Below are 23605 nucleotides of genomic sequence, written 5' to 3'. Positions count from 1 at the left end.
TGTATCCGATACAGGACTGTATCGTAATCGACCGAGCAGGATTCCGGGCTGAATCCCGGGTGTGAGATCGTGAACAGCGCGGGACGCGCCGATGGCGCGCTTCGCGGGAGGAGGCCGAGGTGGCAGAAGAGGTGCGGAGCGGGACGCGGAGCCGCGAGAACACGCGCGCGCGGCTGCTGGAGGCGGCTGCCGAGGTGTTCGCGGAGGTGGGGCTCGGCGAGGCGTCGGTCGAGCGCATCTGCGAGCGGGCGGGCTACACCCGCGGCGCGTTCTACTCGAACTTCGCCACGAAGGACGAGATGTTCCTCGAGCTCGCGAAGGTCGTCGCCCGCGACCGGGTGGCCGCGGCGCGGGCGCGTGTCGCCGAGATCGACGTCGCCGCGACGATCGGCGTCGAGGCCTCCGACGTCGCGGCGATCATCCGGGTCCTCGACGTGATCGGCGACGACCGGCTGAGCACGCTCCTCACGTACGAGATCAATCTCCACGCGATGCGCGACCGCGACTTCGCCGTCGCCTACGCGGTGCAGGAGCAGGAGATGGTCGACGAGGTCGTCCAGCTCATCGAGGAGATCGTCGAGAACGAGCGGCTGGAGCTGCGTGTGACCTCGCTCGAGGCCGCGCGCATCATCCTCGCCGTGTGGGGCGACGTGTCGGGTCGTGCGGCCATCGCCGGCCTCGACGCGGACGCCGCGCGCGAGCTGCGCAGCGTGGAGGTCGGCCGCGTCGTGCAGCTGCTCATCGAGCGGTGCTGACCGTGCTTCAGACGGGGGCCGCCGGGCGCTAGGTTTCTGCCCAGGGGTCCGCATCGGGAGCGGACGGAGGGGGAGGCGTCGTGACGCGCAGGCACAGCGGCCCGGGGCCGGCCGGACTCGAGGGGCCGGGCTCGGCTCTGCGGCAGACGCTCCTGCGGCTCTCGGCCAAGGCGATCACCGACCTCTACGAGCTGTACCGCGTCCATCCGGTGGTCTGGCGGTGGACGGCGCGGCACTTCCAGCCCGGGATGGCGCGGTTCGCGAGGTTCAACGCGTGGATGATGTGCCAGCTCGCGAACCTCGACGTGCCGGCCTATCAGCGCCACCTCCGTGCGCACGGGTTCCGCTTCCGGTGGTTCCGGCTCGACAGCTTCCCCGAGACCGACAAGCACGGCTACGTCACGGCGCACTCGGAGGACGACCGCTGCTGGAACGGCGAGATCGAGACGATCGGCACGGTCGTCGACGAGTCGTCCGGCTCGTCGGGCACGCCCTTCAACTGGATGCGCGGCCGCCACGAGCTGAAGACCATCCACAGCAACGTCGCGGGGTACGTGACGCTCCTGTTCGGCTCGAAGCGGCTGTTCTGCATCAACGCGTTCTCGATGGGCGCCTGGGCGACGGGCACGAACACCGGCCATGCGATGTCGAAGATCGCCATGGTGAAGAACACCGGGCCCGACCTCGACAAGATCGTCGACACCATCCGCCACTTCGGGCCGCGCTTCGTGTATCTCGTGAGCGCGTACCCGCCGTTCCTCAAGCACCTCCGCGACCGGCTCGACCGCGAGGAGTGGTTCTCGTGGCGCGACTACCAGCTGAACGGGTTCGTCGGGGGCGAGGCCATGACGGAGGGCCTGCGCGACTACCTCGAGGTCTGCTTCGGACGCGTGTACTCGGGATACGGCGCGAGCGACCTCACGATCGGGATGGGCGGGGAATCGGATGTCGCGGTGTGGCTGCGGCGGTCGATGTACGCCGACGAGCGGGTGCGCGAGCGGCTGCTGGGGCCCGATGAGACGCGCATCCCGATGGTGTTCCAGTACAACCCGCTCGAGACCTTCCTCGAGGTGAACGGCGCCGGCGAGCTCGTCGTCACGCTCAACTCGACCGCCGTCATGAGCCCGAAGCTCCGCTACAACATCGGCGACGAGGCGAAGCTCATCTCGCTCCCCGAGGTCTTCGACGCGCTCGCCTTCGACCCCGAGCTGCAGCGCGCGTTCCACCGGGCGTTCGCGGTGCAGCGCATGCGCCTGCCGTTCCTCTTCCTGTTCGGGCGGAAGGACTCCACGATCTCGTACATGGGCGCGAACCTCTATCCGATCGACATCGAGAACGGGCTCTACCGGGACAACCGGTTCGCGCCGCAGATCGAGTCGTTCAAGCTCGCGCTCGTCGACATCGGCGCGCACGAGCAGCGCCCGCTCGTGCATGTGCAGCTGCGCGAGGGAGCGGCCCTCGACGCGGCGGAGCGCGACGAGCTCGCTCAGGCCGCGCGGGGCGGGATCGTGGCGCACCTCGAGGCGGTCTCGCGCGACTTCGCGCAGTCGCTCGAGGAGGACCCGACGACCGCCGACATCCGCGTCGAGGTGCACGCGCACGGCACGGGGCCGTTCGCAGGCGGCGAGTCCAAGATCAAGAACGTCTACCTCGTGAAGGACTGACGTGTTCACCGAGGACTTCTCCCGCGCACCCGTGCAGGGGCGCGCGGCCGCTCTCGTGATCGCCGAGGGCCGGTGCGCGGCGAGCCGCCGCGACGGCGTGACGTGGCGGCGCCGACTGCGTGACGGGTCGATCCGCGCCGAGCTCGTCCTGTTCTCGTCGATCGCGGCCGCCGAGGCCGTCGCCCGCGCGCACCGCGGGCGCGTGCGGCTCCTCGTGGCCGAGCCGCGCGGCTACACGAACGGCGTGTGGCGCGCGGAGGACGGCGGGATGGCGCACAACGAGCGCTTCCACCCCGTCTCCACCGAGCTGCGCGACGGCCGGGAGCCGCCCGAGATCGCCGGGCCGGTGCGGCGTCCGCGACGGGAGCGTCGTCGCCCCGAGCCGCGTCGCTGGACGATCTTCGACGGGGAGTCGATGTTCCTCGGCGCGACGCGCTACCGCCATCCGCTCGCGTGGCTCGCCACGAACCGGCACTGGTGGCCCATGGTCGCGAAGATGCACCGCATGCCCGGCACGGTGTGGCACGGCGTCTTCGCCGAGTGGCCGTTCACGCTCGGCACGCTCGCGACCTATCGCACGCGCGACGACATGATGCGCTTCGCGCGCATGCCGGAGCATCGCCACCTCATGCAGTGGATCGTCCGCGACACGGTCAACGCGACGGGCGGCTTCATCCGGATCTTCTCCTCGCGCGGCGAGCTCGCGCGTCAGGCATCGGCGGCCGCGCAGGCGCCCGCGCGCGTTCGGGCGGATGGCCCAGGCGGCGACGACGGGGAGCGGCTGCGCCTCGAGCGGGTCGAGACCGAGGCGCAGCTGCAGGAGTTCCTCGCGGTGTCGCGCCGCGGCGACCCCGCGCACCTCGCGGTGCCCCTCCTCGAGGACGTCGTGCGCGCGTGGTTCGACGGGTCGGCGGCGGCGGATGGCCGCACCGAGCTGCTCCTCGCACGCCGCGGCGACGAGACGGTGGGGCGCACGACGATCCACGCCGACCGCGCGCTCGACGAGAAGCTCGGCACGCGCGCGACGCTCTTCGGGGCGACGTGGGCGGCGACGCCCGACGACCTCCGCGCGCTGCTCGAGCTCATCGCGGATCGCGGGCGGCGCGACGGCAGCGCCGAGGTGATCGGCCCCGTCTCGCTCCTGCCGAACCAGACCGGCGGGGTGATCACGAGCGGATTCGACGAGCCCGGCTTCTTCGACGGGGCCTGGAATCCCGAGTGGGTCCCGCGCGTGTACGAGGAGGCGGGCTTCGCGGTCTGGAACGCATCCGACACCTGGATCGCCGACCTCGATGCCGCTCCCGCGCCATCCGCCCCGTCGGCCGAGGAGCTCGCCGCCGCGGGCATCCGGATCCGGCGCGCGTCGCGCGTGCGGTTCGCGCGCGACGTGGCCCGGCTGCGGACGCTCGTCAACGCCGCCTTCGCGCAGCTGCCGTACTACACCGAGATCTCGCGCGCGCAGATGCGCGACGCGACGAGCGGGCTCGTCGGGCTCATGGACCCCGGGCTGTGGCTCTTCGCCGAGGACGCGCGGACGGGCGAGCCGGTCGGCTTCGTGCTCGTCGTGCCCGACCCGGTCGACGTGCTGAGAGGATCCGGCGGGCGCGTCGGGCCGCGCGAGGCCCTTCGACTGCTGCGCGGCGGGCGCGGCCGCGACGCCGTGCTCGTCATCCACGGCGTCGTGCCCGAGCGCCAGGGGCGAGGCATCGCCGGGCTTCTCTGGCGCGCCGTCGCCGAGCGGCTCCGCGCGGGCGGCTACCGCACCCTGCGGACGACGTACATCGGGCGCGAGAACGCGGCCTCGGCCCGACCCATCGAGCGGCTCGGCGGCCGTCCGCTGCACGGGACGGCCTTCTACCGCCGCCGGCTGGAGGAGTCATGACCGATCTTCGCGACATCGTCGCGGCGGCGTCGAGCGCGCCGTCCGCGCACAACACGCAGCCGTGGGACGCCCGCATCCGCTCGGACGCGATCGAGCTGGGCGTCGCGGAGGGCCGCACGCTCCGCGTGGGCGACCCCACGGGCCGCGACACCGTGCTCGCGCTCGGAGCGTGGACCGAGGCCGCCGTCGCCGCGGCGCGTGCGCGCGGGCGCGCCCTCGACGTGCAGATCCTGCCGGCCCTCGCGGACCCCGCGGTGATCGTCCGCGCCGAGCGCCGCGACCCGGTCGCCCGCCTCGCGCTCGGCGGCGAGGTGCCCGTCCAGGGCACGGCTCTGGATCGGCGGCTCACCTATCGCGGGGCCGTGCGACGCGTGCCCGGCTTCCTCGAGGCCGCGTCTGCCGTCGTGCCGCCGTGGATCCGGCTCGTGCCCATCGCCGCGGGCGACCTGCGCCGGCTGTCGGCACTGGGCACAGCCGACACGCTCACCCGGCCCGGCGTCGCGGAGGAGCTCGCCTCCTGGCTGAGGCTGTCGCCGCAGCACCCCCGCTATGACCTCGACGGGCTGAGCGACCGCGTGCTCCTCCTGCCGCCGCGCCTCGCGGCACTCGCCGCGCCGTTCACGCGACGCCGCCGGCTGCGCGACGGCGCGGCCCGCGTGGCCCGCATCGGCGGCGATCTCGTGCGCCGCGTGCTGCTCGAGGTGCCGGTCCAGGCCGCGGGCGAGGCCGCCGACGCGGACCACTTCGTGCTCGTCGTCGAGTCGGACGAGCTCGACCTTAGCACCGGCGCCGCGCTCACGCGGATCCTCAACTCGCCGCTCGGCCTGCCCGCGGAGACGGTGTTCGAGGCTGGCCGCGCGCTCATGCGGGTGTGGCTTCTCGCCGCCGAGCGCGGCATCGCGTTCGCGCCCCACTCGGAGGTGCTCGACTCTGCACTCGCCCAGGGCGAGCTGCAGTACCGGCTCGGGCTCGGGCGCCGCGCGGTGCCGCTCTTCGTCACATCGGCCGGGCGGCCGATGGCGGTGCCGCCGCGCTCGCCGCGTCTCGGCTGATCTCGTCCGCAGAGCGACCGCGACGCGGTTCGGGTCGCAGTTGGCGTCGGTATCGGCGTCTGTGGGGACGGGAGTTGCGACCTGGGTGGGGTGGTGTGTGGTTCGGGTCGCGGTTTCCGTCGGTATCGGCGTCTGTGGGGACGGGAGTTGCGACCTGGGTGGGGTGGTGTGTGGTTCGGGTCGCGGTTGGGTCCGCTACGTCAGGAGCGCGTGGCAGCGGGTGATGCGGGCGCGCCACCACTGCTCGCGCTCGGCGGGTGCCCCGTGCGTGTCGAGCAGGGAGGGATCCGGCTCCGGCCGGGTGACGGGGATCGCGCCGCCTGAGGGGACGAGGCGCGGATCGACGACGTCGGCCGCGAGCAGTGCGGCCGTGCCGAGGCCGCAGTCGTATGCCAGTTCGGGGAGGGCTGCGGCGAGGGCCGCGCCCTGCGCGAGGCCGATCGACGTGTCGAGGGCGCTCGAGACGACCGCGGGGAGCCCTGCCGCCTGCACGATGTCGAGGGCACGCCTCGTGCCGCCCAGAGGCTGCGCCTTCACGACGAGGATGTCGGCCGCTCCCGCGCGGGCGACCCGCAGCGGGTCGGCCGCCTTCCGCACGCTCTCGTCGGCCGCGACCGGGATGTCCCAGTCATGCAGACGCCGTCGGATCTCGGCGAGTTCGTCGACGCTCGCGCACGGCTGCTCCGCGTACTCGAGGTCGAACTCGGAGAGGGCGTGGAGGGCCCGCTCGGCCTCGTCGACGTTCCAGCCGCCGTTCGCGTCGACGCGGATGCGCGCCTCGACACCCAGAGCCTCGCGCACGGCCCTCACGCGGGCGACGTCGTCGTCGAGCGTCTGCCCGCGCTCGGCGACCTTGACCTTCGCGGTGCGGCATCCGTCATAGCGGGCGAGGATGGCCGCGACGTCTGCGGCGGCGACGGCGGGCACCGTCGCGTTGACGGGGATCGAGGATCGATGCGCCGCGGGCTGCGGGTTCCAGGCGAAGTCGATCGCCGCCGCGAGCCAGGTGCTCGCCTCCTCGTCGTCGTACTCGAGGAAGGGGGAGAACTCGGCCCACCCCTCCGGCCCCTCGAACAGCGCGGCCTCGCGGTGGTCGACACCCCGGAACCGCGTCGCGAGCGGGAGCGAGACGATGCGCGTGCCCGCGAGGATCTCGGCGAGCGGGGGCAGCGGAGCGGTCATGGGACCATCCTGCCCCTCGCCGCGGGGGCGCAGCGTGTGCGACCCGGGTCAGTAGTGTCTATTGCAATAGTGTGTGTCACACAGTAATGTGAAGCGCATGAGCGAGAACGAGGCCTTCGAGACGCACCTGCAGGAGCTCCGGCGCGGCACGATCGTGCTCGCGTGCCTGCAGCTCCTGCGGGACGCGGGCTACGGGTACGGGCTGCTCGAAGACCTCGAGCGCCACGGCTTCGCGACCGACGCCAACACGCTGTACCCGCTGCTGCGTCGCCTCGAGAAGCAGGGACACCTCACGAGCGAGTGGAACACCGACGAGGCGCGGCCGCGCAAGTTCTACCGCACCTCGGCGGCGGGCATCCGCCTCGCCGAGACCCTCACCGGCGAGTGGCGCGCGCTCACCGCCTCCATCGCCTCCCTCACCGACCCCTCGGAGGACTGACATGACCGGCTACACCGAGCGGTACATCGCCGCCGCCATCCGCACGCTCCCGCCCACCGCCCAGGGCGACGTCCGCGATGAGCTCCAGGCGTCGATCGCCGACGCGATCGACGCGCGCGTCGACGCGGGACAGCCGTTCGTCGACGCCGAGCGCGCCGTGCTCACCGAGCTCGGCGACCCCGACGTGCTGGCGGCGCGCTACGCCGACCGGCCCCTGCAGCTCATCGGCCCGCGCTACTACCTCGTGTGGTGGCGGCTCCTCAAGCTCCTGCTGTGGATCGTCATCCCGTGTGCCATGGTCGGCCATGCGATCGCCCTCGTGCTCACGAAGCGCGCGGCCGGCTTGGACGCGAGCGCGAACCTCATCGGGGAGGTGATCGGCGGGTCGATCGCGCTCGGCCTCTCCGTGGGGGTCCATGTCGCGTTCTGGACGACGCTCGTGTTCGCGATCCTCGAGCGCACGGGCACCGACACCGGCGTGCGGTGGAGCGTCGATCAGCTGCCCGAGCCGAGCGGCGACGGCACGGGGCGCAGCGACCTCATCGCGTCGCTCGTCCTGCTCGGCGCGCTTGCGGGGGCCATCCTCTGGGACAGCGCGGTCGGGTTCGCGCGGACGCCCGAGCGATGGATGCCCGTGCTCGACCAGCGACTGTGGCCCTGGGGGATCGCGTGGCTGTTCGCGACCCTCGTGCTGTCGGCGCTCGTCGCTATCGCGGTGTACGCGAAGGGGCGGTGGACGAGCGCGCTTGCCGCGCTGAACGCGGTCGCCGCTCTCGCCTTCGCGGTGCCGGCCCTCGTGCTGCTCGTGCAGGACGGTCTGCTGAGCCCCGCGTTCACGGCGACCTTCCTGCCGGGCGCGGCGCTCCCGGTCACGAAGGCGGTCCTCGGGGTCGTGATCATCGCCGTCGCGGGGTGGTCGATCGTCGACGGCTTCGTGAAGGCCCGTCGCGCAGCGCGCTGACCGAGAAGGGGCGCCTCGCCGGCGGGCGGGGCGCCTCTCCATTGCACGGGCGGCCGGTACCATGCCCGCATGGCGCTGACTGCCGATGCCCTCGTCGCCGCGCCCGACGCGGCGCGGGCCTTCCTGGAGCGGGTGGGGGAGCGCCTCCCGGCGTCCGTCCGGAGAGAGGCGCGCGCCAAGCTCCCGTGAGCGGCCTGCCGTCCGAGCCCGCACCATCCGCGCGCCCATAGGCTGGCCACATGCCTCTTCTCGACACCCCGGTCCGACTCGGCGTCCAGATCGCGCCGCAGCACTCCTCCTACGCCACGATCCGCGACGCGGTCTCCCGCCTCGAGGACATGGGCGTCGACATCCTCTTCAACTGGGACCACTTCTTCCCGCTCTCGGGCGATCCCGAAGGCACGCACTTCGAGGCCTGGACGATGCTCGCGGCGTGGGCCGAGCAGACCGAGCGCGTCGAGTTCGGCTGCCTCGTGAACTGCAACTCGTACCGCAACGCGGATCTCCAGGCCGACATGGCCCGGACCGTCGACCACATCTCCGCGAAGGGCGGCGAGACCGGGCGCTTCATCTTCGGCACGGGAGCCGGATGGTTCGAGCGCGACTACGACGAGTACGGCTACGAGTTCGGCACCCCGGGCACGCGCCTGAAGGACCTCGCCGCGGGGATGGAGCGGATCGAGCGCCGCTGGGACGCGCTCAACCCGGCGCCGACGCGGCGGATCCCCGTGCTCATCGGCGGCAAGGGCGAGCAGAAGACGCTGCGCCTCGTCGCGAGGCACGCGGACATCTGGCACAGCTTCACGGAGGGCGAGGAGCTCGCGCGCAAGCTCGACGTGCTCGCGAGCTGGGGGGAGAAGGAGGAGCGCGACCTGTCGCAGCTCGTCGTCTCGAACGAGCTCAAGGGGCGCGACGAGGCGAAGGCCGACGAGCTCTTCGCGGCCGGCGTGCGCCTGTTCACGCTCGGGATCAGCGGCCCCGAGCTCGACTTCGACCTCGTGCGCCGCTGGCTCGCCTGGCGCGACGCGAAGAACGGCTGAGACGGGGCGGGTTCGCCGCGAAACGCGGCAACCCGAGCCCGTTCGCCGCGAAACGCGGCGAACCGCCTCCCCGGGCCCCGGAATAGGCTGGACCACGTGAGCGACGCCTTCGTATCCGACCTGTTCGACCCCGCCGAGTGGGACGCCGCGCCCGGCTCCGAGGACTACCGGGACATCACGGCGCACGTGTCGAAGGACGGCCGCATCGCGCGGATCGCGATCGACCGGCCGGAGGTGCGCAACGCGTTCCGCCCGGCGACCGTCGACGAGCTCTACCGCGCCCTCGACCTCGCGCGCACCGACCCGCGCATCGGCGTCGTGCTCCTCACGGGCAACGGCCCGAGCCCCAAGGACGGCGGATGGGCGTTCTGCTCGGGCGGGGATCAGCGCATCCGCGGCCGCGACGGGTACAAGTACTCCGAGGACGAGACCTCGGTCACGGACTCCGCGCGCGCGGGGCGGCTTCACATCCTCGAGGTGCAGCGGCTCATCCGCTTCATGCCGAAGGTCGTCATCGCCGTGGTCCCCGGCTGGGCCGCGGGAGGCGGGCACTCCCTCAACGTCGTGTGCGATCTCTCGATCGCGTCGGAGGACGCGAAGTTCAAGCAGACGGATGCCGACGTCGGCTCATTCGATGCGGGATACGGCTCGGCGTACTTCGCGCGGCAGATCGGCCAGAAGTTCGCGCGCGAGATCTTCTTCCTCGCCGAGACCTACTCGGCGCAGCGGGCGTACGAGATGGGCGCGGTCAACCGCGTCGTCCCGCACGCGGAGCTCGAGCGCGAGGCGATCGCGATGGCCCGGACCATCCTCGGGAAGTCACCCACGGCCATCCGCATGCTGAAGTACGCCTTCAACGCGGTCGACGACGGCCTCGTCGGGCAGCAGCTCTTCGCGGGCGAGGCGACGCGTCTCGCCTACGGCACCGACGAGGCGGTCGAGGGCCGCGACGCGTTCCTCGAGAAGCGGGATCCCGACTGGGCGCCGTTCCCGTGGCACTTCTGATCCGGATGGCGCGGTGAAGCTCGAGCGCTTCGCGGGCGACGACCCGCGCGACCTCCTGCGGGCTCTGCGCAGCGCGCTGGGGGCAGGCCCCGCGATCGCCGTGGGGCCGGCGGATGGCCTGCCCGCGGATGTCCCGGCGGGCACCGCGGTCGTCCTCACGACCTCGGGCTCGACAGGGGTGCCCAAGAGCGTCGTCCTGTCGCGGCACGCGCTCACCGCGAGCGCCCTCGCGACGCGCGAGCGGATCGGCGCGGGGCAGTGGCTGCTGCCCCTCGCGCCGACGTACATCGCCGGCGTCCAGGTGCTCGTGCGCGGACTCGTCGAGGGCACCGAGCCCGCGGTGCTGTCCGGGCGGTTCTCTGCGCAGGCCTTCGCGCATGTCGTCTCGGGCATGCGATCGTCGCGCGGCGGCGAGCGCGTGCCGACCTACACATCCCTCGTGCCCGCGCAGCTGCAGACCCTCGTCGATGCCGCGGCCGAGAGCGCCGAGGTGCAGCGCGCGCTCGCGTCGTTCGAGGCCATCCTCGTCGGCGGGCAGGCGCTGCCGGTCGCGCTGCGCGAGCGCGCGGCCGAGCTCGGTGCGCGGATCGTCCGCACCTACGGCTCGACCGAGACGAGCGGCGGCTGCGTGTACGACGGCGTGCCGCTCGACGGCGTCCGCGTCGCCGAGGTCGGCGGCGAGCTGCGGATCGCGGGCCCCGTGCTCGCCGACGGCTACCTCGACGCCGAGCTCACGGCGCGCACCTTCGAGACGGATGGCGACGGCATCCGCTGGTACCGGACGGGCGACGCGGGAGCGGTCGCGGATGGCGCGGTGTCGGTCACGGGCCGGATCGACAACGTCATCGTCTCCGGCGGCGTGAACGTCTCGCTCGACCGCGTCGAGCGCGCCGTGCGCGAGCTGCCCGGTCTCGCCGACGCGGTCGTCGTCGGCGCCCCCGACGAGCGCTGGGGAGAGACGCCCGTCGTCGTCGCGGCGCGCAGAGCAGGGGAGGCGCCGTCCCTCGACGTCGTGCGCGCGGCCGTCGCCGCGGCCGTCGGGAAGCCCGCCAGGCCCTCGCGCCTCGTCCTCGTCGACGCGCTGCCGCGGCTCGCCTCCGGCAAGCCCGACCGCCAGGCCATCCGGAGCCTCGTGCGCGGGCAGGGCGAGCCTGCGTCGTAGGATCGGAAGCCGTGGCACAGGCGAAGAACCGCAGGAAGAACGTCAGCGGCAACCCGGCGAAGCGCGGCAGCGTCGTCGCCCCTCCGCCGAAGCCCGTCACGCTCGGAGACTGGATCGGCGCGGCGCGACTGCGCACGCTGCCGCTCGCGATCACCCCGGTTGTCATCGGAACCGGCGCCGCCGTCCTCGTCGGCGACCTCTTCCACTGGGTCATCGCGCTCGCGTGCCTCGTCGTCGCGGTCGCGCTGCAGATCGGCGTGAACTTCGCCAACGACTACTCCGACGGCGTCCGCGGCACGGATGACCACCGCGTCGGCCCGGCACGGCTCACCGCGTCGCGGCGCGTGTCTGCGAAGTCGGTGCTCGTCGTCGCCCTCGTCTTCTTCGGGATCGCCGCGGTGGCCGGGCTCGCCATCGTCATCCGCACGCAGCAGTGGTGGATGCTCGCGGTCGGCGCGGTCTGCATCGTCGCCGCCTGGTTCTACACGGGCGGCAAGCGCCCCTACGGCTACAACGCTCTCGGCGAGGTGTTCGTGTTCGTGTTCTTCGGGCTCGTCGCGACGCTCGGGACGACGTGGGTGCAGGCGCTCGCCCTCCCGCAGGAGGCGTGGTTCGGCGCCGTGGCAGCGGGCTTCCTCGCGTGCGCGGTGCTCCTCGCGAACAACCTCCGCGACATCGACCAGGACCGCGCGGCCGGCAAGCGGACGCTTACGGTGCTCATCGGCAAGCGCGCGACGCAGGCGCTCTTCACGGCGCTCGTCGCGCTCGCGTTCGCGATCGCCGTGTACCTCGCGTTCTTCTATCCGATCGCGTGGCTCGCGCTGCTCGCGCTCCTGGCGGTCGGGCCGGCCATCCTCATCGTGTGGACGTATCAGACCGCGCGCGAGCTCATTCTCGCCCTCGCCCTCACGTCGCTCGGGTCGCTCGCGTACGGCGCCTTCCTCGCCTGGGCCTTCGTCGGCTGAGCCCACCACGCATGTCTCACTCGCTGCGGCTTAGACCGGGCCTTTCCCGCAGGGCGTGAGACATGCACCGCCTGGAGTGAGACCCCCACTCTGCATGTCTCACTCGCTGCGGCTTAGCCCGGGTCTTTCCGGCAGGGAGTGAGACATGCACCGCCTGGAGTGAGACCCCCACTCCGCATGTCTCACGCGCTGCGGCTTAGACCGGGTCTTTCCGGCAGGCAGTGAGTCATGCACCGCCCGGCGTGAGACATGCACGGCCTGGAGTGAGACATGCACCGCCGGGACGCCGCGGGGCGCGTCACGCGCCGGTGGCGGAGTCCTCGGCCTCGGCGTCGAGCTCGGCGGCGGAGCGGCGGCGCGACTGCTTCTCCTGACGCGACGCGTACAGCCCCGTCGAGACGTCGTCGAGCGGGCGGCGCAGGAGGAGGATCGACAGGCTCAGCCCGATGAGCGCCGCGAAGATCGCCGCGAGCCACCACAGCTGCTGGAAGACGGGGAAGATCATCAGCACGCCGAACGGCACGAGGAACGCGAGCAGACGCAGCACCGAGTAGACGACGACAGACCGGATCTTCACGCTGACATCCTACGGAGCGTCGTCTGAGGGAATCCGGGGCACCCGGGCCGCTCCCGGTTCCCCCGCCTAGGATGTGAGGATGGCCCGCGCTCTCATCGTCCTGGCGGTCGCCGCTGCTGTGTTCTGGGTGTTCAGCATCGTCGACTGCTCGGTGCAGCCGCCGTCGCGTCACCGCGGCGTCTCGAAGCGCGCATGGATCGCCATCGTCGTCCTCATCCCCGTCATCGGCGGCATCCTCTGGTTCGTCATCGGGCGCACACGCCCCGACGCGCAGCGCCAGCGCCCGATCGCGCCGGACGACGACCCGACCTTCCTCGGCACCGTGCGGCCGATCCCCGACCAGGACGAGCGCATCCGCCAGCTCGAGGAGGAGCTCGCCCGGCTCGACGCCGAGGACGACCCGACCCGCGACGACAAGCGCGACGATCCCGACGGCGACGGACGCCTCCGCTGACATGCCGGACGCCATCGCCTCCCCGGCCTCCGCGGCCGCGTGGCGGCTGCTCGACGAGCTCGTCCGCGGCGGGGTCTCGCACGTCGTCCTGAGCCCGGGGTCGCGGTCGCAGGCGCTCGCGCTCGCCGCTGCGCGTCTCGAGCGCGAGGGTCGCATCCGCCTGCACGTCCGCATCGACGAGCGCGTCGCGGGGTTCACGGCGCTCGGCATCGGCCGCGAGCTCGGCGTGCCCGCTGCGGTCGTCTGCACGTCGGGCACGGCGGTCGCGAACCTCCTCCCGGCCGCCCTCGAGGCGCACCACTCGGGCGTGCCCCTGCTCCTCCTCACCGCGGATCGGCCGCCCGAGCTGCGCGGCGTCGGCGCGAACCAGACCACGCGCCAGCCGGGCCTCTTCGACGCGCTCGCGCGGTTCGCGACGGATGCCGAGACGCCGACGGGCGCGGATGGCGAGGGCGAGCGGATGGCGCGGCTCGCGGCGCTCGCGCTCGCGCACGCGACGGGGCGGGCGGGAGACGCCGTGCCGGGCCCTGTTCACCTGAACCTGCCGTACCGCGAGCCGCTCGCGGGCGCCATCCCGGAGCCGGACGGGGAGCCGGGGCCGTCGGCAGACGTCCCCCCGAGCGCACCCGCGCGCACGACGACGATCCTGCCGCGCGGCCCGCGGACGGTCGTCGTCGCGGGCGAGGGCGCGGGCGCTGACGCCGAGCAGCTCGCGCACGAGGCGGGCTGGCCGCTCGTCGCGGAGATCGTGAGCGGCGCGCGGTTCGGTCGGCGGATCATCCACGGCTACCGCGCTGCGCTGCGGGACGCCGAGCTGGGCGGCCGCGTCGAGCGGGCCGTCGTGCTCGGCCATCCGACCCTGAGCCGGGAGGTCGCCGCGCTCCTGTCCGACCCCGCTGTCGACGTCGTGGCCGTCCGCCGTGGGGGCGAGGAGCTGAACCTCAACGGCCGCACGCGCCCCGCCGACGCCGTCGCGGTCGAGGACGGACCCGTCGACGACGCGTGGCTGGGCGCGTGGATGCGCTTCTCGCACGCGCATGCCGCCGACCTCGACGCGCCCGCGCCCGACCTGCCCGGGCTGCGCTCGGCGGATCCGCACGAGCGCCTCGACGCCGTGCGCGCCGAGCTCGACGCCGTGCGGCGGCCCCTCGACCGTGCGCAGCTCGTGTCGGCGGTCTGGGCGGCGACCTGGCCGCACGACCGGCTCGTCTTCGGGTCGTCGCGGCTCGTGCGGGTCGCCGACGCGCTGCTGCCGGGCAAGAAGGTGCCCGTGCACGCGAACCGCGGGCTCGCCGGCATCGACGGCACGGTCGCGACGGCGATGGGCGTCGCGCTCGCGAGCCAGGGCCCGGACCGGCCGGGCGTCACCCGCGTCCTCCTCGGCGACCTCGCCTTCCTCCACGACACCGGCGCGCTCCTCCTGCCCGACTTCGAGGACGAGCCGCGTGTGCAGGTGATCGTCGGCAACGACCGCGGCGGAACGATCTTCGACGGGCTCGAGGTCGCGGCGACGGCCTCCGACGAGGACATGACGCGCGTGCTCTACACGCCGCAGTCCGCCCGCATCGAGCAGCTCGCCGCGGCGTACGGGTGGGAGCACCACCGCGTCACGACGCGCGGCGCGCTCGACCAGGCGCTCACCTCGACCGTCGGCCGCCGCCGGATCATCGAGGTCCCGCTCGCGCGCTGACCCGCCCTGGCGCCGCGGCGACCGTGCGCGGCAGGATGGGGACCATGATCGCGAAGAGCCAGGTGAAGTGGACCGAGGACGCGCTGACCGCGCTCCGAGCGCCGGCGGGGTTCCGCCTGGCCGATCTCGATCCGGACGCGACGCCGGGCTACGCGGGCGACAAGAAGGACGGCGCTGTCGACCTCGCGTCCGGTCTGACGCAGCTGGCCGAGTACCAGGAGCGCCTCTACGCCGAGAGCCACGGCGGCGACGGCCGCGACAGCGTGCTGCTCGTCCTGCAGGCGATGGACTCGGCGGGCAAGGGCGGCATCGTGCGCCACGTCGTCGGCGGCGTGGATCCGCAGGGGATCGAGCTCGTCGCCTTCAAGGCGCCGTCACCCGAGGAGCTCGAGCACGACTTCCTCTGGCGCATCGAGCAGCGCGTGCCGCGCCCGGGCTTCATCGGGGTCTTCGACCGCTCGCACTACGAGGACGTGCTCATCGGGAGGGTCCGCGCCCTCGCGCCGGCGGACGAGATCGAGCGGCGCTACGACGCGATCAACGCGTTCGAGGAGCGCCTCGTCGAGCAGGGCACGCGCATCGTGAAGGTCATGCTGCACATCTCCTACGACGAGCAGGGCGAGCGGCTCATGGAGCGCCTCGAGCGCCCGGACAAGCACTGGAAGTACAACCCCGGCGACGTCGACGAGCGCGCGCAGTGGCCCGCCTACCAGGAGGCGTATCAGACGGTCTTCGACCGCACCTCGACCCCCGAGGCCCCGTGGTACGTCGTCCCGGCGAACCGCAAGTGGTATGCGCGGCTCGCCGTTCAGGAGCTCCTCCTCGAGACGCTCGAGCAGATCGACCCGCAGTGGCCGACCGCCGACTTCGACGTCGAGGCCGAGAAGGCGCGGCTGCGCGCGACCATGCGCTGACCGCGCGACGGCGGATGGCCGCGGTCCGTGCGCGCTCCGCGGATGCGGGAGGATTGGGGGCATGGCTCGCATCGTCATCGCACCGGACAGCTTCAAGGGCACGATCGCGGCGGCCGATGTCGCCGCGGCGCTCGCCGAGGGATGGACAGCGGTGCGCCCCGACGACGAGATCGTCGCGCGGCCGATGGCCGACGGCGGCGAGGGCACCCTCGCCGCGTTCGCGGAGGCCGTCCCCGGGGCCGTGCGCGTGCCCATCCGCGTGACCGGCCCGTCGGGGTTCGCCGTCGACGCGTCGTGGCTGCGCCTTCCCGCGACCGACGCCGCCCCGGGCGGCATCGGCGTCGTCGAGCTCGCATCGACCTCGGGCATCGAGCTGCTGGGCGACGCGCGTCGTCCGTGGGAGGCGTCGACGCTCGGCTTCGGGCAGGCGATCGCGGCCGCGCTGGACGCCGGCGTCTCGCAGCTCGTCCTCGGCATCGGCTCGAGCGCGTCGACCGACGGCGGAACGGGCCTGCTCACCGCACTCGGCGCGCGCTTCACGGACGCGTTCGACACGTCGATCGCGCCCGGGGCATCGGGCCTCGACGACGTCGCGAAGGTCGACCTCTCGCGGCTGCGCCCGCTGCCGGAGGGCGGGGTCCAGGTGCTCTGCGACGTCACGAACCCGCTGCTCGGCGGCCGGGGCGCGGCGGCCGTGTTCGGCCCGCAGAAGGGCCTCGACGAGGAGGGCGTCGCGCGCGCTGACGCGGGCCTCGCGCGCCTCGTCGATGTGCTGCGCGGCGTGAGCGGCGACACCGTCGCCGGCTCGCTCGCGCGCGTCGCCGACCCCGAGGAGGCCGGCGCGGGTGCCGCGGGCGGCGCGGGCTACGGGCTGCTCGTGTGGGGCGCCGAGATCGTCCCGGGGGCGGAGCGCGTGGCGGAGCTCACCGGCCTCGGCGACGCGATCGCCGGCGCCGATCTCGTCGTGACGGGCGAGGGCTCGTACGACGGCCAGTCCGCCTCGGGCAAGGCGCCCGCGCACGTCTCGGCTCTGGCCGAGGCCGCGGGCGCACGCGTCGCGATCGTGGCCGGGCGCATCGCCGCCGACACGTCGGGGCTCTGGCGCGCCCTCTCGCTCACCGAGCTCGCGGGGTCATCCGAGGCGGCGATCGCCGACCCCGCGACGCACCTGCGCGCGGCCGGATCCGCGCTCGCGGAGGCACTGTGAGCGGCGCGGGGGAGGAGGGGCGCCATGGCCGCCACCCTGCGTGACGTCGCGGAGCTCGCCGGCGTCTCGATCAAGACGGTCTCCAACGTCGTGCGCGGCTACAAGCACGTCAAGGAGTCGACGCGGACGGCCGTGCTCGCGGCGATCGAGCAGACCGGCTACCAGCCGAACATCTCCGCGCGCAGCCTGCGCATCGGGCGCAGCGGCGTCATCGGCCTCGCCCTGCCGGAGCTCGCCCTGCCGTACTTCGCCGAGCTCGCGGGAGCCGTGATCTCGGAGGCGAAGGAGCACGGGGTCACGGTGCTCATCGAGCAGACCGGGGCCGAGCTCGACGCCGAGTACGACGTGCTGCGCAGCCCGAGCCTCCAGCTGACCGACGGGCTCATCTTCAGCCCGCTCGCGATGAGCCAGGACGATGTCGCGCGCCTCGAGGTCGACTACCCGCTCGTCATCCTCGGCGAGCGCATCTTCGACCCGCCGTGCGACCACGTCGTCATGGACAACGTGGTCGCCGCGCGCGCGGCCACCGAGCACCTCATCGCGGCCGGATGCCGGCGGATCGCCGCCATCGGCGCGCACCTCGGCGAGGACCAGGGCTCCGCGGCCCTGCGCCTGCGCGGATACCGCGAGGCGCTCGAGGCCGCCGGCCTGCCCTACGACGAGAGCCTCGTCGGCTACGTCGGCCTCTGGCACCGCCTGGACGGCGCGCAGGCCATGCACGAGGTCCTCGCGCGCGGCGTCGCCGTCGACGGCGTCTTCGGCATGAACGACACGCTCGCGTTCGGCGCGCTCCGCGCCCTGCAGGACGAGGGGCGCCGCGTGCCCGACGAGGTGAAGATCATCGGCTTCGACGACCTCGACGAGACCCGGTACACGGCGCCCTCCCTCTCGACCGTCGACCCCGGCCGCCTCCAGATCGCCCAGCAGGCGGTGCGGGTGCTGCTGTCGCGCATCGAGGAGCGCCGCTCGGGCGGCGCCGCAGCGGCTCCGCGCCGCTACACGACGCCGTTCCGGATCGTCGAGCGCGAGTCGACCCGACGCGCGGACGCCCCCGCTGCCTGACGGCGCCGCGTCGTCTTGACGTCGTGGGGTCGGCGGTCTATCTTTACAACGTTGGCTTTACAACGTTGGAAACCAGGCTCGGAGAAGAGCGTTTCGAGCGGCGCTGTCGCCGCCTGAGAAGAAGGAGGTCGCGATGCCGAGGAAGATCGCGATCGCGGGGATGACCGCCGTGCTGGCGATCGCCGCGCCGGTGCTCGGCGGCTGCGCCGCTGCGCAGGACGAGGACACCCTGACGTTCATGTTCCGCGGCGGACCCGCCGAGGAGGAGGCGTACACCGCCGCCATCGAGCAGTACGAGGCCGACACCGGCATCGACGTCGAGATCATCATGACGACGGCCGACGAGTACGCGACGAAGCTCCGTGCGGCGATCGTCGGCGGCCAGGTGCCCGACGTGTTCTACATCGATCCGGGCAGCGTCGAGTCCTACGTGAACGCGGGGGTGATCCAGGACATCACGGAGTACGTCGAGGCGTCCGACGCGATCGACCTCGACAACATGTGGGACTACGGCATCGACTCGTACCGCTACGACGGCGAGAAGCTCGGGCAGGGGCCGCTCTACGCGCTCCCCAAGGACGTCGGCCCGTTCTCGTTCGGCTACAACGCGACGATGCTCGACGCCGCGGGCGTCGAGCGGCCCGACCCCGACGACCCGTACACGTGGGAGGAGTGGGTCGAGGTCCTCAAGGCGATCACGAAGGACACCGACGGCGACGGCGAGCTCGACCAGTGGGGCACGGGCCTCAACGTGGTCTGGAACCTGCAGTCGTTCGCGTGGTCGAACGGCGCCGACTGGATCGACGAGGACGCCGAGAGCGTCACGGTCGACACCCCCGAGTTCGCCGAGGCGCTGCAGTTCTTCGCGGACCTGCAGAACGTCCACGCCGTGACGCCCTCGGTCGCCGAGGCGCAGACGCTCGACACCTACCAGCGCTGGATGCAGGGCGAGATCGGGTTCTTCCCCGTCGGCCCGTGGGACGTCCCGATCTACAAGGACCTCCCCTTCGAGTGGGACCTCATCCCGTGGCCGGTCGGCGAGACGGGGGAGACCGCGTCCTGGATCGGCACCCTGGGCATCGCCGTGTCGGCCTCGACTGCGAACACCGAGGCCGCCGTCGACCTGGCCGCGTACCTGTCGGCGGACCGCGAGACGCAGCAGGCGCTCGTCGACGCGGGCGTGCAGATCCCCAACCTCATCGACATGGCCGAGGAGTACGCGGCCGACGACTCCACCATGCCGGCCAACAAGGAGGAGTTCCTCCAGGTCCTGCAGGACTACGGCCGCGCGCTGCCCGCCACCTACACGTACAACGCGCAGTGGTACGACGAGCTCTTCACGAACATCCAGCCGGTCATCGATGGCAAGGTCACGGCCGAGGAGTACCTCGCGCAGGCGCAGCCGAGGATGCAGGAGTTCCTCGACATGGCCAACGACCAGTCCGAGATGGCGAGGACCGGCGGATGATCGCGGCGCCGCTGCCCCTGCCCTCCCTCTCCCTGTCGAACGAAGGAGCTCGACGATGACCACCACCTCCGCCGTCGCCCCACCCAGGGCGACCCGCCGGCGCAGCGCGCTGCATCGGCGCGAGCACCGGGCCGCCGCGCTCTTCGTGGCGATCCCCGTGATCGGGTTCCTCGCGTTCGTCGCGTACCCGCTCGTGTTCGCCGCGGCGACGTCGTTCACGAACTGGAATGGCATCACGGCCCCCGCGCCCAACGGGATCGCCAACTACGTGCGCATGCTCGGCGACGAGTACTTCTGGAAGTCGCTCGGCAACACCGTCTTCCTCATGCTCGGCATCCCGCTCGGGCTCATCCTGTCGCTCCTGCTCGCGCTCGCGATGAACCGCAAGATGCGCGGCACGACGTTCTTCCGGACGATCTACTACATCCCGGTCATCTCCTCGATCGCGGCCATCGCCATCCTCTGGCAGTGGGCGTACAACGGCGACTTCGGTCTCGTGAACCAGGCGCTCGCGTACGTCGGCATCGACGGGCCGAACTGGCTGCAGGATGCCGCGACCGCGAAGCCCGCGATCATCCTCATGACCGTGTGGAAGGGCCTCGGCTACTCGATGCTCCTCTACCTCGCGGCGCTGCAGTCCGTTCCCCGGCAGCTGTACGAGGCGGCGAGCCTCGACGGGGCGTCGGCGTTCCAGCAGTTCCGCGCGATCACCGTGCCGATGCTGCGGCCCGTGACCTTCTTCCTCGTCGTGACCAACATCATCGGCGGAGCGCAGATCTTCGTCGAGATCAACATCATGACCCCGACGGGAGGCCCGGAGTTCTCCACGGCCACGATCGTCTGGTACATCTGGCGCCAGGCGTTCGAGTACCTCAACATGGGCTACGCGACGGCGATGTCGATCGTCCTCGGCATCCTCGTGTTCGTCGTCACGGCCATCCAGTTCGCGCTCAACCGGCGCAGCACGTTCTCGATCGAGTGAGGCCGACGATGACCGCTCTCCAGACCCCCACCCCGACCACGACGCAGAGCCTGTCGACGCGCGCGCTCGTGCAGCCGCAGAAGGGCGGCCGCCGCCCCGAGGGCAGCCGCACGCGCCGCTCCCGCCTCGGCAACGTGATCGTCGCGATCATCCTGTCGCTCGGCGGCATCACGATGGTCGCTCCGCTCCTGTGGATGCTCACGACCTCGCTCAAGACCCGCGAGGCCGTCTTCTTCCTGCCGCCGCAGTGGATCCCCGACCCCGTGCAGTGGGACAACTACGTGCGCGTGTGGACGGCCGGGCCGCTCCTCACGGGCATCGCCAACAGCGCGATCGTCGCCGTGAGCGTGACGCTCATCGGCGGTGCCGCGTCGGCGCTCGCGGCCTACGCGTTCGCCAAGATGCGCCTGCCCGGCAAGGGAGCGCTGTTCCTGTCGCTGCTCGCGGCGATCATGATCCCGTTCCCGACGCTCATGATCCCGCAGTTCCAGATGTTCGCCCGCGCGGGCCTCGTCGACACCCTCTGGCCGCTCATCCTGCCCGGGATCTTCGGGAACATCGTCATGGTGTTCTTCCTGCGCCAGTACCTCGACACGGTGCCCGACTCGATCATCGAGGCGGCCGTGATCGACGGCGCGAGCCACTTCACGATCTTCTGGCGCCTGATCTTCCCGATCATCCGACCGGCGATCGCGGCGCAGTTCATCCTGTGGTTCATGGCCGTCTGGAACGACTACCTCGCGCCGATCATCTACCTGAACTCGCCCGAGGTGCAGACCCTGCAGCTCGTGATCGCGCGCTTCAACGCGACGTACGCGAGCCAGACCGACTATCCGCTCATCATGGCGGCGTCGTGCATCGCGCTCGTGCCGGTCCTCGCGGTCTTCGTGATCTTCCAGAAGCAGATCATCGAGTCGATCGCCCTCACGGGATCGAAGGGCTGATCGTGGCGACGACGGATGTCCGGGGCGCGGCAGGCGAGGAGGCGATCGGATGGTCGGGGCGCGTCATGGACGTGCTCGGCCACGTCTCGCGGCTGCTGCTCGTGCAGGGGCTGTGGCTCGGGGGCGCGCTCGCCGGCCTCGTCGTGCTCGGCGTCTTCCCGGCATCCGTCGCCGCCGTGCGCGCGCTCGAGGCGCCCTCCGCGCCGGTCCGCGCGTTCGTCGCGGCCTATCGCGAGGCGTTCGGGCGCGCGAACCTCGCCGGCGCCGGGTTCCAGGTCGCCTGGCTCGTCGTCGCGCTCGACGTCGCCGTCTCGTCGTCGCTGCCGGCGGGCATCGCGTCGGCAGCCCTCGCGGCCGTCACGATCGTCGGCGCCGTATCCGCTGTGTCGGCGGCGTACGCGGTCGTCGCCCTGGCCCGTGCGCCGCGGGCGACGACCCGCACTGTCCTGCGGTTCGCGGTCGTGGCGCCCTGGCTGACCCCGGGCCGGGCCCTCGTCGTCCTCGCCGCGCTCGGCGCCGTCGCCGCGGCGCTCCTGACCGCACCGCCCATCGCGCTCCTCTTCGGAGCGAGCGCGCCGCTCCTCGTCCACGCGGCGCTCATCGGCCCTGCCGTCGACCGCGCGACCGCGTGACACCATGGCCGGCACCGGCCACCCCCTGAGAGAGAAACCGAGAGGTACGCATGTCCACCGCGAGCATTCGCATCGACCCCGAGGCCGTCGTCGCACCGATCGACCGCCGCATCTTCGGCTCGTTCGTCGAGCACCTCGGTCGCTGCGTCTACGACGGCATCTACGAGCCCGGCCATCCGCAGGCCGATGAGAACGGCTTCCGGAAGGACGTCACCGCCCTCGTGAAGGAGCTCGGCGCGACGACCATCCGCTATCCGGGCGGCAACTTCGTGTCGGGCTACCGATGGGAGGACGGCGTCGGGCCGCGGGAGAGCCGCCCCGTCCGCCGCGACCTCGCATGGCACGCGCTCGAGACGAACCAGATCGGCCTGAACGAGTTCGCCTCGTGGCTCCAGGAGATCGGCAGCGAGCTCATGCTCGCGGTGAACCTCGGCACGCGCGGCATCCTCGAGGCGCTCGACCTGCTCGAGTACGCCAACCACCCGTCGGGCACCGCGCTCAGCGACCTGCGCGCCGCGCACGGCTACCCCGAGCCGTGGGACATCCGGATGTGGTGCCTCGGCAACGAGATGGACGGCCCGTGGCAGACCGGCTACATGACGGCCGACGACTACGGCAAGCTCGCTGCGCGCACCGCGCAGGCGATGAAGGCCGCGCAGAAGGACCTCGAGCTCGTCGTGTGCGGGTCGTCGGGATCGTCGATGCCGACCTTCGGGGAGTGGGAGCGCACCGTCCTCGAGCACGCGTACGACTACGTCGACTTCGTCTCGTGCCACGCCTACTACCAGGAGTTCGACGGCGACCTCGACTCCTTCCTCGCGTCGGCCCTCGACATGCGCTACTTCATCGAGACGGTCGTGACGACGGCCGACGCGGTGGGGCATCGGCGCAAGACCGACAAGAAGATCATGCTGTCGTTCGACGAGTGGAACATCTGGTACCTCAAGGAGCACCAGGAGTCCGACGAGGTCAACGAGACCTGGCCGATCGCGCCGCGCCAGCTCGAGGACGTGTACTCGGTCGCCGACGCGGTCGTCTTCGGCAGCCTGCTGATGACCCTGCTCGAGCACCACGACCGCGTGCGCTCGGCCTCGCTCGCGCAGCTCGTCAACGTGATCGCGCCGATCATGACCGAGCCGGGCGGCGACGCGTGGCGCCAGACGACGTTCTTCCCGTTCTCGGTCACCTCGCGCCTCGCGCAGGGCCGCGTGCTCAAGCCGCGCGTCGAGGCCGGGACGGTCACCTCGAAGAAGTACGGAGAGGCATCGGCGGTCGACGCGGTCGCGACCGACGGCGACGAGGGCTCGGCGGTGTTCCTCGTGAACCGCTCGCGCGAGGCCGTCGACGTGACGATCGACGTCTCGGGTCTGGGGCGCGCCGCGGTGGCGGAGGCCGTCACCCTGTGGGACGACGACGTGTACGCGAAGAACACGATCGACGACCAGGAGCGCGTGGGGCTCAAGCCCCTCGACGCCCGGCTCGACGGCGGCACCCTGCGGGTCCGGCTCGAGCCCGTGTCGTGGTCGGCCATCGCGCTGAGCTGAGCCGCGCTACGGTCGGGAGGGCGG

Annotated in this window: 22 protein-coding genes; 20 read left to right on the top strand and 2 right to left on the bottom strand. The window is 72.3% G+C overall.

Annotation, left to right across the window (positions count from 1 at the left end):
* Nucleotides 1-119 precede the first annotated feature (119 nt).
* From M1D46_RS16065 to M1D46_RS16050, 4 genes are all read left to right on the top strand, one after another.
* Nucleotides 120-755, top strand: a complete 636-nt coding sequence (locus tag M1D46_RS16065) for a TetR/AcrR family transcriptional regulator (protein ID WP_456286079.1) — start codon at nt 120-122, stop codon at nt 753-755.
* 80 nt (nt 756-835) lie between these two features.
* Nucleotides 836-2419, top strand: a complete 1584-nt coding sequence (locus M1D46_RS16060; protein ID WP_456286078.1) for a phenylacetate--CoA ligase family protein — start codon at nt 836-838, stop codon at nt 2417-2419.
* 1 nt (nt 2420) lies between these two features.
* Complete coding sequence (locus M1D46_RS16055) at nt 2421-4301, top strand: N-acetyltransferase family protein (RefSeq protein WP_456286077.1); 1881 nt, start codon at nt 2421-2423, stop codon at nt 4299-4301.
* Complete coding sequence (locus tag M1D46_RS16050; RefSeq protein WP_456286076.1) at nt 4298-5353, top strand: hypothetical protein; 1056 nt, start codon at nt 4298-4300, stop codon at nt 5351-5353. Before M1D46_RS16055 ends, M1D46_RS16050 begins: the two co-directional genes overlap by 4 nt.
* 195 nt (nt 5354-5548) lie before the next feature.
* Here M1D46_RS16050 and M1D46_RS16045 read toward each other — a convergent pair whose 3' ends face one another.
* A complete protein-coding gene (locus M1D46_RS16045; protein WP_456286075.1) occupies nt 5549-6535 on the bottom strand; it encodes an o-succinylbenzoate synthase in 987 nt (328 codons plus the stop codon).
* A 97-nt stretch (nt 6536-6632) separates the two neighbouring features.
* On the opposite strand from M1D46_RS16045, the gene M1D46_RS16040 reads away from it, so the two are divergent.
* The 6 genes from M1D46_RS16040 (at nt 6633) to M1D46_RS16015 (ending at nt 12107) form a co-directional block, all read left to right on the top strand.
* A complete protein-coding gene (locus M1D46_RS16040; RefSeq protein WP_271174566.1) occupies nt 6633-6974 on the top strand; it encodes a PadR family transcriptional regulator in 342 nt (113 codons plus the stop codon).
* Between the two features lies 1 nt (nt 6975).
* Entirely contained in the window at nt 6976-7935 is a 960-nt protein-coding gene (locus tag M1D46_RS16035) for a permease prefix domain 1-containing protein (RefSeq protein WP_456286074.1), read from the top strand.
* A 239-nt stretch (nt 7936-8174) separates the two neighbouring features.
* Complete coding sequence (locus tag M1D46_RS16030) at nt 8175-8975, top strand: LLM class F420-dependent oxidoreductase (RefSeq protein ID WP_324014021.1); 801 nt, start codon at nt 8175-8177, stop codon at nt 8973-8975.
* A gap of 96 nt (nt 8976-9071) precedes the next feature.
* Complete coding sequence (locus M1D46_RS16025) at nt 9072-9980, top strand: 1,4-dihydroxy-2-naphthoyl-CoA synthase (RefSeq protein ID WP_271174570.1); 909 nt, start codon at nt 9072-9074, stop codon at nt 9978-9980.
* A gap of 13 nt (nt 9981-9993) precedes the next feature.
* Nucleotides 9994-11142 (top strand): AMP-binding protein, encoded by a 1149-nt coding sequence (locus tag M1D46_RS16020; protein ID WP_456286073.1) that lies wholly within the window; start codon nt 9994-9996, stop codon nt 11140-11142.
* 11 nt (nt 11143-11153) lie between these two features.
* The gene (locus tag M1D46_RS16015; protein ID WP_282980348.1) at nt 11154-12107 is read left to right on the top strand and encodes a 1,4-dihydroxy-2-naphthoate polyprenyltransferase; all 954 of its coding nucleotides are present in this window, start codon (nt 11154-11156) and stop codon (nt 12105-12107) included.
* A gap of 298 nt (nt 12108-12405) precedes the next feature.
* On the opposite strand, the gene M1D46_RS16010 is transcribed toward M1D46_RS16015, so the two are convergent.
* Complete coding sequence (locus tag M1D46_RS16010; RefSeq protein ID WP_282980350.1) at nt 12406-12684, bottom strand: DUF4229 domain-containing protein; 279 nt, start codon at nt 12682-12684, stop codon at nt 12406-12408.
* Nucleotides 12685-12763: 79 nt separating this feature from the next.
* On the opposite strand from M1D46_RS16010, the gene M1D46_RS16005 reads away from it, so the two are divergent.
* The 10 genes from M1D46_RS16005 to arfA all read left to right on the top strand — a co-directional run bounded on the left by M1D46_RS16005 (nt 12764) and on the right by arfA (nt 23581).
* Nucleotides 12764-13138, top strand: a complete 375-nt coding sequence (locus M1D46_RS16005) for a PLD nuclease N-terminal domain-containing protein (RefSeq protein ID WP_271174574.1) — start codon at nt 12764-12766, stop codon at nt 13136-13138.
* 1 nt (nt 13139) lies between these two features.
* On the top strand, nt 13140-14828 hold the full coding sequence (menD, locus tag M1D46_RS16000) for a 2-succinyl-5-enolpyruvyl-6-hydroxy-3-cyclohexene-1-carboxylic-acid synthase (protein ID WP_456286072.1): 1689 nt from the start codon (nt 13140-13142) through the stop codon (nt 14826-14828).
* A 44-nt stretch (nt 14829-14872) separates the two neighbouring features.
* Nucleotides 14873-15742 (top strand): polyphosphate kinase 2 family protein, encoded by an 870-nt coding sequence (locus M1D46_RS15995; protein WP_456286071.1) that lies wholly within the window; start codon nt 14873-14875, stop codon nt 15740-15742.
* Nucleotides 15743-15803: 61 nt separating this feature from the next.
* Nucleotides 15804-16949 (top strand): glycerate kinase, encoded by a 1146-nt coding sequence (locus M1D46_RS15990; RefSeq protein ID WP_456286070.1) that lies wholly within the window; start codon nt 15804-15806, stop codon nt 16947-16949.
* A 24-nt stretch (nt 16950-16973) separates the two neighbouring features.
* The gene (locus M1D46_RS15985) at nt 16974-18011 is read left to right on the top strand and encodes a LacI family DNA-binding transcriptional regulator (protein ID WP_271174578.1); all 1038 of its coding nucleotides are present in this window, start codon (nt 16974-16976) and stop codon (nt 18009-18011) included.
* 133 nt (nt 18012-18144) lie between these two features.
* On the top strand, nt 18145-19479 hold the full coding sequence (locus M1D46_RS15980; RefSeq protein WP_282980355.1) for an ABC transporter substrate-binding protein: 1335 nt from the start codon (nt 18145-18147) through the stop codon (nt 19477-19479).
* A 55-nt stretch (nt 19480-19534) separates the two neighbouring features.
* Complete coding sequence (locus M1D46_RS15975; RefSeq protein WP_271174580.1) at nt 19535-20461, top strand: carbohydrate ABC transporter permease; 927 nt, start codon at nt 19535-19537, stop codon at nt 20459-20461.
* A gap of 8 nt (nt 20462-20469) precedes the next feature.
* On the top strand, nt 20470-21405 hold the full coding sequence (locus tag M1D46_RS15970) for a carbohydrate ABC transporter permease (RefSeq protein WP_271174581.1): 936 nt from the start codon (nt 20470-20472) through the stop codon (nt 21403-21405).
* 2 nt (nt 21406-21407) lie between these two features.
* Nucleotides 21408-22037, top strand: a complete 630-nt coding sequence (locus tag M1D46_RS15965) for a DUF624 domain-containing protein (RefSeq protein ID WP_456286069.1) — start codon at nt 21408-21410, stop codon at nt 22035-22037.
* Between the two features lie 50 nt (nt 22038-22087).
* The gene (arfA, locus tag M1D46_RS15960; protein ID WP_456283814.1) at nt 22088-23581 is read left to right on the top strand and encodes an arabinosylfuranosidase ArfA; all 1494 of its coding nucleotides are present in this window, start codon (nt 22088-22090) and stop codon (nt 23579-23581) included.
* The last annotated feature ends 24 nt before the right edge of the window (nt 23582-23605 follow it).

The sequence above is a fragment of the Microbacterium sp. JZ70 genome, from assembly GCF_053903225.1.
This window is presented reverse-complemented; position numbering and strand designations above follow the sequence as displayed.